Annotated in this window: 1 protein-coding gene; it reads left to right on the top strand. The window is 64.1% G+C overall.

Going from position 1 to position 14,124, the window contains the following annotated elements; genetic code table 11:
* Positions 1-90: 90 nt before the first annotated feature.
* A complete protein-coding gene (locus GIV26_RS02470) occupies positions 91-14,124 on the top strand; it encodes a non-ribosomal peptide synthase/polyketide synthase (protein WP_236279430.1) in 14,034 nt (4,677 codons plus the stop codon).

Raw genomic sequence — 14,124 nt, 5'->3', positions numbered from 1 at the left:
CCATCCCCTCGCTAATTTTTCCCCGCCCGGTTCGTTTTATAGGGACGACGTGCCTTTGTGCTTCCCGCCTATTGCCCCGGATTCCAAGAAATGAATGCTGAAGACTCCTTGAAACTTGCTCGCCGGTTTATCGGGCTGCCCCTGGAAAAGCGCCAACTGTTCCTGCAAGCCTTGCAGAAAGAAGGCGTGGATTTTTCAAGGTTTCCGATTCCGGCAGGGGTGGAGGTGGAGGACCGCCAGGCGCTGTCCTACGCGCAGCAGCGCATGTGGTTTCTATGGCAGTTGGACCCGGCCAGCGTCGCCTACAATTTGCCCGGCGCAGTGCGCTTGAGGGGGGCGCTGAGCCTGCCAGCGCTGGAGCAAGCGTTCGCCAGCCTGGTGGCGCGTCACGAAACCCTGCGCACAGTGTTCCAGCGTCAGGCCGATGAGCGTTTGGTGCAGGTGGCGGTGGAACCCTCGGTAGCAGTCGAGCACCTGAACTTCACGGCCTTGTCCATCGATGCACGTGAGCAGGCCGTCAACGCCGCCGCCACCCGTCAATCGCTGTTGCCGTTCGACCTGGAACACGGCCCATTGCTGCGCGTGCAACTGCTCAAGCTTGCCGAGCAGGAACACGTGCTGCTGCTGACCCTGCACCACATCGTCTCCGACGGTTGGTCGATGAATGTGCTGATCGACGAGTTCATCCGCTGCTATGACGCCCATGAGCGCAACGAAGCGCCCCAACTGCCGGCGCTGCCCATCCAGTACAGCGACTACGCCCTGTGGCAGCGCCGCTGGCTGGAAGCGGGCGAGCAGGCCCGCCAGTTGGAGTACTGGCAGGCTCGCCTGGGCGATGAACATCCGGTTCTGGAGCTGCCCACCGACCACCCGCGCCCGGCCATGCCCAGCTACCAAGGCACACGGCACAACTTCGCGATTGAGCCGGCACTGGCCGCGCAACTGCGCAGCTGCGCGCAAAAACACAACGTCACCCTGTTCATGCTGCTGCTCGGTGCCTTCAATGTGCTGTTGCACCGCTATACCGGCCAGGACGACATTCGCGTCGGTGTGCCGATTGCCAATCGCAATCGCACCGAAGTCGAGGGGCTGATCGGGTTCTTCGTCAACACCCAGGTGTTGCGCACCGAACTGACCGGGCAAACGCGGGTTGCCGAGTTGCTGCAAGGTATCAAGGAGCATGCCCTGGGCGCCCAGGCCCATCAGGAATTACCCTTCGAACGGCTGGTGGAAGCGCTGAAAATCGAGCGCAGCCTGAGCCACACGCCGCTTTTCCAGGTGATGTATAACCATCAGCCGGTAGTCGCCGACATCGCCTCGGTCAGCACCGCATCGGGGCTGGAATTGGCCCTGGTGGAATGGCAAGGCCGCACCACCCAGTTCGACCTGACCCTGGACACCTATGAAAAGTCCGGCACCCTGCATGCCGCGCTGACCTACGCCAATGACTTGTTCGATACGCCCACCATCGAGCGCATGGCCTGGCATTGGGTCAGTCTGTTGCAAGCCATGGTGCTCGATGGCGAACAGCGCATTGGCGAATTGCCCATGCTTGACGCGGCTGAACAGCAACGGCTGGTCCACACCTGGAACCAGACCGCCGAGGCGTACCCGACCGAGCGCGGGATTCATCACCTGATCGAAGACCAGGCACGGCGCAGTCCCGATGCACCGGCACTGGTGTTCGGTACCACCACCTTGACCTACGCCCAACTGGATGCGCGCGCCAACCAGTTGGCCCATGCCCTGGGCGAGCAGGGCGTAGGGCCCGACGTGCTGGTAGGTATCTGCATCGAGCGCTCCATCGAAATGGTGGTTGGCCTGCTGGCGATTCTCAAGGCCGGTGGCGCCTACGTGCCCCTCGACCCTGAGTACCCCCGGGAACGCCTGGCCTACATGATCGAAGACAGTGGCATTCAGTTGCTGCTCAGCCAGCAAAGCCTGCTGGCGTCGCTGCCCGTCGCCGGTATCCAGGTAATTGCCCTGGACCAGCCGGCGCTATGGCTCGACGGCTACAGCAGCGATTCACCGAACGTGGCCTTGCATGCCCTCAACCTGGCCTACGTGATCTACACCTCGGGCTCCACCGGCAAGCCCAAAGGCGCCGGCAATAGCCATCGCGCCTTGGTCAACCGCTTGAGCTGGATGCAACAGGCTTATGGCCTGGGCGCCAATGACGCGGTGTTGCAGAAAACCCCGTTCAGCTTTGACGTGTCGGTGTGGGAGTTCTTCTGGCCGCTGATGACCGGCGCCCGCCTGGTGGTCGCGGCGCCTGGCGAACACCGTGAACCGGCGCGACTGATTGACACCATTGGCCGACACGCCATCACCACCTTGCACTTCGTGCCGTCGATGTTGCAGGCGTTTATCCATGAGCCGGGCGTACAGGCGTGCGCAAGCCTCACGCGCATTGTGTGCAGCGGCGAAGCCTTGCCCCTGGACGCGCAACAGCAAGTGTTCGCCAAGTTGCCCGCTGCGGCGCTGTACAACCTCTATGGCCCGACCGAGGCGGCCATCGACGTCACGCACTGGACCTGCATTGACGAAGGCGCCGATAGCGTGCCCATCGGCCGCCCCATCGCCAATCTCGGCACCTACGTGCTGGACGCGCAACTCAACCCGGTGCCGGCCGGCGTCAGTGGCGAACTCTACCTGGGCGGCGTCGGCCTGGCGCGCAGTTACCATCGGCGCCCGGCGCTCACCGCCGAACGTTTTGTACCCAGCCCCTTTGTGACAGGCGAACGCCTGTATCGCACCGGTGACCGCGTGCGCCAACGTGCCGATGGGGTAATCGAATACCTCGGCCGTCTCGATCATCAGGTCAAGTTGCGCGGCTTGCGTATCGAGCTGGGCGAAATCGAAGCACGCCTTATGCAGCATCCACACGTGCGCGAAGCCGTGGTACTGGTACAGGGCGGCAAGCAGTTGGTCGCCTATCTTGTACACGCAGGCGAGGCGCCAACGGGCCTCAAGGAATGGTTGCTCAGCAGCTTGCCGGAATACATGGTGCCGACGCATTTCATTGCGCTGCCCAAGCTGCCGGTGACCGCCAACGGCAAGCTCGACCGCAAGGCGTTGCCAGTGCCGGATGCGGCGCAGCAGCAGGCATTTGTCGCCCCCCAAGGCGACCTGCAAACAGCCCTGGCTGCCATCTGGAGCGACGTGCTGGGCGTTGAGCAGGTCGGCCAGGACGATAACTTCTTCGAGCTGGGCGGCGATTCGATCATCTCTATCCAGGTGGTCAGCCGCGCCCGTCAGGCCGGCATTCGCCTGAGCCCGCGTGACCTGTTCCAGTACCAGAACATCCGCAGCCTGGCTCTGGTGGCGCGCTTCGAGCAGGTCAGCGTGATAGACCAGGGCCCGGTCAGTGGCGAGGTCATGCTGACGCCCGTCCAACACAGTTTTTTCGACCAGCCGATCCCGTCGCGGCATCACTGGAATCAATCCTTGTTGCTGGTGCCCGGCGAGGTGCTTGAAGCTGCACGGTTGGAGGCCGCGCTGGCGCGGTTGATCCAGCATCACGACGCTTTGCGCCTGCGCTTTGTGCAGCAGGCTGGCGGCTGGCAGCAGAGCCATGCTGCCTATGTCAGCGAACCGCTGTTGTGGCAATGCCAGGCCGGCACCGACGCTGAACTGGCGGCGCTGTGTGATGAAGCCCAGCGCAGCCTTGACCTTGCCCAAGGCCCGCTGCTGCGCGCCGCGTTGGTGAGCATGGCCGATGGCAGCCAGCGTGTGCTGTTGGTGATCCATCACTTGGTGGTGGATGGTGTGTCCTGGCGCATCCTGCTCGAAGACCTGCAACAGGCCTACCGCGAACAGGTGCTGCCGGCAAAAACCAGTGCCTACCAGCGCTGGGCGCAACAGTTGCACCGCCACGCGCAGACCGTCGAGGAGCAACTGCCGTACTGGCAAGCCCAATCCATCGGCGCCGAGCTGCCGTGTGATCACCCCGAAGGCGGCCTGCAAAACCGCCTGGGTGCCAAGCTGGAAACACGCCTCGACGTCGAGCACACCCGCCGACTGCTGCAAGACGCGCCAGCGGCCTATCGCACCCAGGTCAACGACCTGCTGTTGACCGCCCTGGCGCGGGTGATCAGCCGTTGGAGCGAGCAACCTGCTGCGCTCATTCAATTGGAAGGTCACGGCCGTGAAGATCTGTTTGACGACATCGACCTGAGCCGCACCGTCGGCTGGTTCACCAGCCTGTACCCGGTGCGTCTGCACGCCGAAGGCGAGTTGCCCGAGGCGATCAAGGCGGTGAAGGAACAACTGCGCGCCGTGCCCGACAAAGGCCTGGGCTACGGCCTGCTGCGCTACCTGGGCGCGCCACACGCGCAGGAAAGCCTTGCGAACCTTACCGCGCCGCGCATCACCTTCAACTACCTGGGCCAGTTCGACCGTCAGTTCAACGAGTCGGCACTGTTCGTGCCGGCCAGTCAGGGCAGTGGCCAGGCCCAGGATCCAGAGGCGCCGCTGGCCAACTGGCTGACGCTGGAAGGTCAGGTATATGGCGGCGAGCTGTCGTTGCAATGGGGGTTCAGCCGGGAGATGTTCGAGGCGGCAACTGTTCAAGGTCTGGCGGATGAGTACGCAGCCGAACTCAGGGCGCTGATCGAGCATTGTTGTGCCACGCCGGCAGGCCAGGTGAGCCCGTCGGATTTCCCGCTGGCACGCGTCACCCAGCAGCAACTGGATGCCTTGCCCGTGGCCGGGCCGGCGATTGCCGACCTTTATCCGCTGTCGCCGATGCAGCAAGGCATGCTGTTCCACACCCTGTTGGAACCCGAGTCCCAGGCCTACATCAACCAGTTGCGCCTCGACATCGAGGGCCTTGATTTGCTCGCCTTCGGGCGTGCCTGGCAGGCCGCACTGGACCGTCACGACATCCTGCGCAGCAGCTTCCATTGGCTGGGCCTGGACAGTGCTCATCAGCTGATCCAGCGCCAGGTCGACCTGCAACTGCAAGTGATCGAAGACCCCGACGCCGATTTCGACACCCTGGCCCAGGCCGAACGCGAACGCGGTTTTGCCCTGAATGCCGCGCCGCTGTTTCGCCTGACGCTGGCGCGCGGTGCCGGTGCGGCCTGGCACTTTATCTTCACCAGCCACCACATCCTCATGGACGGCTGGAGTAACGCGCAGTTGCTCGGTGAAGTCATCGCTCACTATGCGGGGCAGGCAGTGCCGGCGCCGCTCGGGCAGTTCCGCGATTACCTCGCCTGGCTGCAACAACAGTCCTCGGGCGAAGCGTTCTGGAAAACCGCCGTGGCGGCATTGCCGGCGCCGACCCTGCTGGCGCAAGCGTTGCGCAAGCCGATGGACGCGGTTGGCATGGCTGACCATCACGTGGCACTGGACAGCGACTTTACCCGCCGCCTCGCTGAGTTCGTACGCCAGCACAAAGTCACCCTCAATACCCTGTTGCAAGGGGCTTGGAGCCTATTGCTGCAACGCTACACCGGCCAGGACTGCGTCGCCTTCGGTGCCACCGTGGCCGGGCGTTCCGCACCGCTGCCGGGGATCGAGCAGCAACTGGGCCTGTTCATCAACACCTTGCCGATCATCAGCACAGCCTCGCCAGCCCAGTCGGCCGCGACGTGGCTCAGCGAACTGCAAGCGCTCAACCTCAGCCTGCGCGACCATGAACATGTGCCGCTCTACGACATCCAGGGCTGGGCTGGCCAGCAGGGCGCGCTGTTCGACACCTTGCTGGTGTTCGAGAACTTCCCGGTCGCCGAGGCGCTCAAGCAAGGCGCGCCGGCCGGCCTGACCTTCGGTCGCCTGCACAACCATGAGCGCACGCACTATCCATTAACCCTGGGCATCGAACTGGGCGCCAGCCTGCGCCTGGAATTCAGTTATGACCGTGCCCAATTCAGCGAGGCGCACGTGGCGCAGTTGAGCGCCAACCTGCAACACCTGCTGGCGCAATTGCTCGCAGACGCTCACATGCCGCTGGGCAACCTGCGCCTTCTCGACGCCCCAGCGCAACGGCAGATGGTCGCTCTGAGCCGCTCAGCCGCAGCGCCCCAGGCCAACGAACGCGTGCATCAGCGTATCGCAGCCCAGGCCGAGGCGACGCCAGACGCTTTGGCTGTACAGGCCGGTGACGCCAGCTTGAGTTACGCCCAGTTGAACCAGCGCGCCAACCGCCTGGCCCATCGCCTGTTGGCGCTTGGTGTCGGCCCCGGCCAACGGGTGGGCCTGGCTTCGCGGCGTGGGCCGCAGTTGATCGTCAGCCTGCTGGCAGTGCTCAAAAGCGGGGCGGCCTACGTACCGCTGGACCCTGAATACCCGGCGGAACGTTTGGCCTACATGCTCGCCGACAGCCGCCTGGACGTGCTGCTCAGCGAAACCGGCTTGCTCGCCGACTTGCCTTTGCCCCGCGGCCTGACCCGCATGGATTTCAGTGCCAGTGGCGACGAACTGACCGGCTACCCGACAACCAATCCGCCTAATCACGCGGCGGCGGCTGACCTGGCCTATGTGATCTACACCTCTGGCTCCACCGGCCAGCCCAAAGGCGTGGCCATCGACCATGCCGCCCTCGGCCAGTTCTGTGACAGCGCCACGCTGTACAGCCGACTTTGCGCCGAGGACCGCGTGTTGCAGTTTGCGACCTTCAGTTTCGATGGTTTTGTCGAGCAATGCTTCCCGCCCCTGTGTGCGGGCGCGGCGTTGATCATGCGTGGCGATGAACTCTGGGATGCCGGCCAACTGGCGCAAGAGATTGTCGAGCAGGGCGTGACCCTGGCCGATTTGCCCGCCGCCTACTGGTACCTGTTGGCGCAAGAGTGCGCCGAGCACCGTCGCTCCCTGGGCAAGCTGCGCCAGGTGCATGTGGGGGGTGAAGCCATGTCAGTGGAGGGCGTGCGTGCCTGGCACGCCGCGGGCTTGGGCAATGTGAGCCTGGTCAACACCTACGGGCCGACCGAAGCCACGGTGGTGTCCAGTGTGCATGAGTGCCAATTGGCCGATGCCAACGACGCCTACGGCGTGCCAATCGGGCAGGCGATTGCCGGGCGCGGCCTGTATGTACTCGACAGCGGTTTCGAACTGTTGGCCACCGATGGCGTGGGCGAGCTGTGCATTGGTGCCGTGGTTGGCTTGGCGCAACGCTACTTCGACCGCCCGGCGCTGACCGCCGAACGCTTCTTGCCGGACCCGTTTTCCGCCATGCCCGGTGCGCGGCTTTATCGCAGTGGCGACCTGGCCCGGTACAACCCGGCGGGTGCACTGGAGTACGTCGGGCGTATCGACCATCAAGTGAAGATTCGTGGCCTGCGTATCGAAATGGGCGAAATCGAAGCCAGCCTGCAAGCCTTGCCCAACGTGCGAGAAGCCGCCGTGCTTGCGCAGCCGAGCGCGACCGGCGTGCAATTGGTGGCGTACGTGGTGCCAGCCGAACGCCAAGCGCTGGAGGCCCAGGCACTGGCGGCGCGCTTGCGCCAGACGTTGCCGGACTACATGGTGCCGGGCCATTGGGTGGTCCTCGATGCCTTGCCGTTGAACCACAACGGCAAGCTCGACCGCCGTGCGCTGCCCACACCCGACCTGAACCAGGCCAGCGCCGCCTACGTGGCGCCGCAAAGTCCATTGCAAATCCAGTTGGCGGCGATCTGGCAAGCAGTGTTGCAGGTCGAGCAGGTTGGCCTGGAAGATCACTTCTTCGAACGCGGCGGCCACTCCTTGCTGGCCACCCAAGTGATCTCCCGGGTGCGCCACGATCTCAAGCTGGAAGTGCCGTTGCGGGCCCTGTTCGAACAGCCGACGCTGGCCGCTTTCGCAGCGGCGTGCGCAGGCGTGCAGGCCGATACCGCGCCTGTGATGCAGGCGGTTGGCCGTGAGCAGCCGCTGGCGTTGTCCTTTGCCCAGGAGCGGCAGTGGTTTCTCTGGCAATTGGATCCCACCAGCGCGGCCTATCATGTGCCCAGCGCCTTGCACCTGCGCGGTGAACTCCACATCGCGGCGCTGGAGCGCGCCGTCGAGGCCCTGGTGCAGCGCCATGAACCACTGCGCACCACCTTCGTGGAGTCGGGCGAGCACACCGTGCAAGTCATCCACCCAAGCCTGGCAGTGCCGGTTGAACAACAAGAGGTCGACGCCGGCGCTATCGAGCAGGCTGTCACCGAAGAGATCCAGCGCCCGTTCGACCTGCGCAACGGCCCGCTGATGCGCGTCAAGTTGCTGATCGTCGCGCCTGATCACCATGTGCTGGTCATCACCCAGCACCACATCATCTCTGACGGCTGGTCGATGCAAGTGATGATCGACGAGTGGGTGGCGCTGTACCAAGGCGACGCAGGGTTGCCGGCCTTGCCGATCCAGTACGCCGACTACGCCCAGTGGCAGCGCGACTGGATGGCGGCTGGGGAACAACAACGCCAGCTCGATTACTGGTGCGCTCGTCTGGGGCACGAACATTCGTTGCTGGACCTGCCGCTGGACTATCCACGCCCCGCAGTGCAGAGCCATCGTGGCGCGCGCCGCCAGATTCATCTGGAGCGTGCGCTGCTGACTGAACTCAAGGCCCTGGCCCAGCGTCAGGACGTGACGCTGTTCATGCTGTTGCTGGCCTCGTTCCAGACCTTGCTGCACCGCTACAGCGGCCAGGCACAGGTGCGTGTCGGCGTACCGGTCGCCAACCGTAATCGCTTCGAAACCGAGCGACTGCTGGGCTTTTTCGTCAACACCCAGGTGCTGCAAGCTGACGTGCACGGGCAGATGCCGTTCGACCAGTTGCTGGCCCAGGTCAAGCAGCGTGCCCTGGAGGCGCAGGCCCATCAGGACCTGCCGTTCGAACAGCTCGTGCAAGTGTTGCAGCCCGAGCGCAGCCTGAGCCATAACCCGCTGTTCCAGGTGATGTTCAACCATCAGGACAGCCTGCGTTCAGCCCCGGTGCAATTGCCCGGCCTGGATTTGCAGCCCGTGGATTGGGCCGGTCACAGCACGCAATTCGACCTGAACCTGGAAACCGAGGAATCGGTGGACGGTCTCTGGGCCTCGCTGACTTACGCCACGGATCTGTTTGACGCGGCGACCGTGGAGCGTTTGGCCGAGCATTGGCAAAACCTGCTGCGCGCGGTCCTGCAGGATGCCTCGGTGGCCTTGGACGACCTGGCGATGCTCAGCCCGTCGCAATGGCAGCACATGGTGCACGACTGGAACCGCAGCGACACCGACTACCCACGCGAACGCTGTGTACACCAGTTGTTTGAGGCCCAGGCCGCGGCGCAACCCGACGCCATCGCGCTGCATTTCAATGATGAGCGCCTGAGCTACGGCGAACTCAACCGTCGCGCCAATCGGCTCGCCCATCGTCTGATCGACATGGGCGTCGGCCCGGACGTGCTGGTTGCAGTACACGTGGAGCGTTCCCTGGACATGGTGGTTGGCTTGCTCGCGACCCTCAAGGCCGGTGGCGCCTATGTGCCGCTCGACCCGCAATTCCCGGCAGAGCGCCTGGCCTACATGCTTGAAGACAGCCGCGCCCGGGTATTGCTGACGCAACCGCACCTGCTGGGGCACCTGGCTCAGCCGCACGGCGTGCAGGTGCTGATGGTGGAGGAGGCCGGCACAGCGCAGCACAATCCCCAGGTTGCCATGACACCGGAGCATCTGGCCTACGTGATCTACACCTCTGGCTCCACTGGCAAGCCCAAAGGGGTGATGGTTCGTCACAAGGCGCTGTGCAGCTTCACCAGCGGCATGGCCGGCACGTTGAGTATCGGCCAGGATGCGCGGCTGTTGTCGCTGACCACCTTCTCGTTCGACATCTTCGCCCTGGAGCTGTATGTGCCGCTGAGTGTCGGCGGTACCGTGGTGCTGAGCACCCAGGCAACGGCCCTCGACCCCGAGGCGATCCTCGATCTGGCCCAGCGCCAGGCGGCGAATGTGCTGCAAGCCACGCCTTCGACCTGGCGCATGTTGCTCGACAGCCCACGGGCTCATTCACTGCGTGGCATCGCCTGCCTGTGCGGTGGCGAAGCGCTGCCCGTCGATTTGGCCCAGCGCATGCTCGACCTGCAAGGCCCGTTGTGGAACCTCTATGGCCCGACGGAAACCACCATCTGGTCGGCGGCTCATCGTTTGCATCAGGCATTGCCGTTCGTTGGACGGCCCATCGCCAATACCGGCTTGTTCATCCTCAATGCCGGTCTCACGCCATGCCCCCAAGGTGTGTCCGGTGAGCTGCTGATCGGCGGTGTCGGCCTGGCGCGGGGTTACCACGGGCAGCCGGCGCTGACCGCTGAACGCTTCGTACCCAACCCGTTTGGGGTTCCGGGCGAACGCCTGTACCGTACTGGTGACCTGGCACGCTATCGGGCCGACGGCGTGGTGGAATACATCGGCCGTGTCGACCATCAGGTCAAGGTCCGGGGGTTTCGTATCGAGCTGGGTGAAATCGAAGCCTGCCTGCGCGAGTACGACGGCGTACGCGAAGCCGTGGTGCTGGCCGATAACGACCGGCTGGTCGCTTACCTGGTCAGCGCCGCGCCGCAGGCGGCGCAGGTCTATAAAACCGCGCTGCGCGAGCGCTTGCCGGACTACATGGTGCCCGCGCAGTGGCTGTTCCTCGACAGCCTGCCGCTGACCCCCAACGGCAAGCTCGACCGCAAGGCATTGCCCAAACCGGATGCCAGCCTGTCGCTCAAGGGCCATGTAGCGCCCGTCACCCCGCGTGAGCAGCAGGTAGCGGCAATCTGGGCCGAGGTACTGGAATTGCCCCGGGTGGGCCTCGACGATCATTTCTTCGAGTTGGGCGGGCATTCATTGCTGGCCACGCGGGTGGTGTCACGGGTGCGTCAGGCCCTGGCGCTGGAAGTCCCACTCAAGGCCTTGTTCGAACAGCCGCTACTGGGTGATTTCGTGCGGGCCTTGGGCGAGGAGGGCGTCACCGCGCCGGCGTTGATCAAGGCCGACCGCACGCAGCCTCTGCCGCTGTCTTATGCCCAGGAGCGCCAGTGGTTCCTCTGGCAACTGGACCCGGCCGGCGCCGCGTATCACATCCCCAGCGCCTTGCGTTTGCAGGGGCCGTTGGACCTGACCGCGCTGCAAGAGAGCTTTGATAGCTTGCTGGCTCGCCATGAAAGCCTGCGCACGTATTTCCGTCAGGACGCCACCGGCGCGGTTCAAGTCATTGACGCCCAGGGCCGGGTCGATATCGAGCAGATCGACAGCGACTATGCCGGCCTCAAGGCGCGGGTCGCGCAGGTGGTCGCCCAGCCTTTCGACCTGCTGCGTGGGCCGCTGCTGCGGGCCACCTTGCTGCGCCTGGCCGAGGACGACCACGTGCTGGTGCTGGTGCAGCATCACATCGTCTCTGACGGCTGGTCGATGCAGTTGATGGTCGAAGAGTTGGTGCAGGCGTATGCCGCTAACAGCCAAGGCCAAGACGTGCAATTGCCGGCGCTGCCGATCCAGTACGCCGATTATGCCGTGTGGCAGCGCGGTTGGATGGAGGCGGGGGAGCAGGCGCGTCAACTGGCCTACTGGCGCGAGCAGTTGAGCGGCGAGCAACCGGTGCTGGAGTTGCCGTTCGACCATCCGCGCCCAGCACAGCCAAGCCATCGCGGCGCACGCTTGGGTATCGAGTTGCATCCGGAGTTGTTGGGCAGTTTGCGCGCACTGGCGCAGCACGCTGGCGTCACGCTGCCGATGCTCCTGCTGGCGTCTTACCAAGCGCTGCTGCATCGCTACAGCGGCCAGGAAGATGTGCGCGTGGGCGTGCCGATTGCCAACCGCAACCGCTTGGAAACCGAGGGGTTGATCGGCTTCTTCGTCAACACCCAAGTGCTCAAGGCCGATATCCACGGGCAAATGAGCACCGAGCAACTGCTGCACCAGGTACGTCAGCGCTCCCTGGAGGCCCAGGCTCACCAGGACCTGCCGTTCGAACAGCTTGTGCAGGCATTGCAACCGGAGCGCAGCCTTAGCCTTAGCCCGTTGTTCCAAGTGTTGTTCAACCACCGTGTGAGCGCTGCCGACAGCCATCTGCATCGCCTGGCCGACCTGCACGTCGAAGTCCTGGATCTGGACGAAGGCGTGGCCCAGTTCGACTTGGCGCTGGATGTGGAAGAAAGCCAGACGGCCCTGCGTGCCTCTCTGAGTTATGCCACCGATCTGTTCGCTGTGGCGACCATCGAGCGCATGGCCGGGCATTGGCAGAACCTCTTGCGGGCAATGGTGATCGACCCACAGCAACCCATCAGCCAATTGAGCTTGCTGGGCGAGGATGAGCAACAGCAGATTCTTGAGCTGTGGAACCAGGCCGACACCGGTTTTTCAGCCGAGCGCCTGGTGCATGAATTGGTCGGCGATCGCGCCCGGCAAACCCCGGACGCAGTGGCGGTTAAATTCGACGCGCAAACCCTGACTTACGGCGAACTGGATCGCCAGGCCAACCGCCTGGCCCATGCCTTGATCGCCCGTGGCGTCGGCCCGGAAGTGCGGGTGGCCATCGCCATGCCGCGCAGTGCCGAGATCATGGTGGCGTTCCTGGCGGTGATGAAAGCCGGTGGTGTGTATGTGCCGCTGGATATCGAATACCCACGTGATCGCCTGCTGTACATGATGCAAGACAGCCGTGCGCAACTGCTGCTGACTCACAGCCGGGCGTTGCAGCAACTGCCAGTCTCCGAGGGTCTGGATACCCTGGCGATTGATCGCACCGAAGAATGGGCCGGTTACAGCGATACGGCACCGGATGTGGCTCTGGATGGCGACAACCTCGCCTACGTGATCTACACCTCCGGCTCCACCGGTTTGCCCAAGGGCGTGGCGGTGTCACACGGCCCGCTGGTGGCGCATATCATTGCCACTGGCGAGCGTTATGAAACCTCACCGGCCGATTGCGAACTGCACTTCATGTCCTTCGCCTTCGACGGCTCCCACGAAGGCTGGATGCACCCGCTGATCAATGGCGCCAGCGTGTTGATCCGTGATGACAGCCTGTGGTTGCCGGAATATACCTACGAGCAGATGCATCGCCACGACGTGACCATGGCGGTGTTCCCACCGGTGTACCTGCAACAGTTGGCCGAACATGCCGAGCGCGACGGCAACCCACCGGCGGTGCGGGTGTATTGCTTCGGTGGTGATGCCGTTGCTCAAGCCAGCTATGACCTGGCTTGGAGAGCGCTGAGACCCAAGTACTTGTTCAACGGCTATGGGCCGACGGAAACCGTGGTCACGCCGCTGCTGTGGAAGGCACGCAAGGGCGACCCTTGCGGCGCCGTCTACGCGCCCATCGGCACCTTGCTGGGCAACCGCAGCGGTTATGTATTGGACACGCAACTGAACCTGCAACCCATCGGCGTGGCCGGCGAGTTGTACCTAGGCGGCGAGGGCGTGGCGCGGGGTTATCTGGAGCGCCCGGCACTGACTGCCGAGCGTTTCGTGCCGGACCCGTTCGGCAAGCCCGGCAGTCGCGTGTATCGCAGTGGTGACCTGACTCGCGGGCGTCCGGATGGCGTAGTGGATTACCTGGGCCGTGTCGACCATCAGGTGAAGATTCGCGGTTTCCGTATCGAACTGGGGGAAATCGAAGCGCGCTTGCGTGAGCAAGCCAGTGTCGGTGAAACCGTGGTGGTCGCCCAGGAGGGGCCGACCGGCAAACAACTGGTGGCCTATGTGGTACCGGCCGACGCCAGCCTGGCCGACCAGGTTGAGTTCCGTGACGCCCTGCGTCGTGCCCTGAAAGCCGACCTGCCGGACTACATGGTGCCCAGCCACTTCGTATTCCTGGCGCAGATGCCGCTGACCCCCAACGGCAAGCTCGACCGCAAAGGCCTGCCGGTGCCGGATGCGAGCCAGATGCAGCAGCAGTACCTGGCTCCGCAAACCGAGCTTGAGCAGCAGATCGCCACAATCTGGGCCGACATCCTGCACCTGCCGCAAGTGGGCCTGAACGACAACTTCTTTGATGTCGGTGGCCACTCCTTGCTGGCGATCCAGATTACCTCGCGGGTGCAGGCCGAGCTCGGCCTGGACGTACCGTTGATGGAACTGTTCCAGACCGAATCGCTGCGCGCCTACGTGCAGGCCGCAGCCACTTTCCGCGCCGGCAGCGTGGAAGATTTTGATGACCTTCGTGACTTTTTGAGCGAACTAGAGGCGATTTGA

This window comes from Pseudomonas sp. PA-1-3F, assembly GCF_021609665.1.
GTDB lineage: Bacteria > Pseudomonadota > Gammaproteobacteria > Pseudomonadales > Pseudomonadaceae > Aquipseudomonas > Aquipseudomonas paracarnis.
This window is presented reverse-complemented; position numbering and strand designations above follow the sequence as displayed.

Excerpts from the sequence above, each read along its gene's own strand:
- GIV26_RS02470 (WP_236279430.1), top strand. The coding sequence starts at position 91 with ATGAATGCTGAAGACTCCTTGAAACTTGCTCGCCGGTTTATCGGGCTG.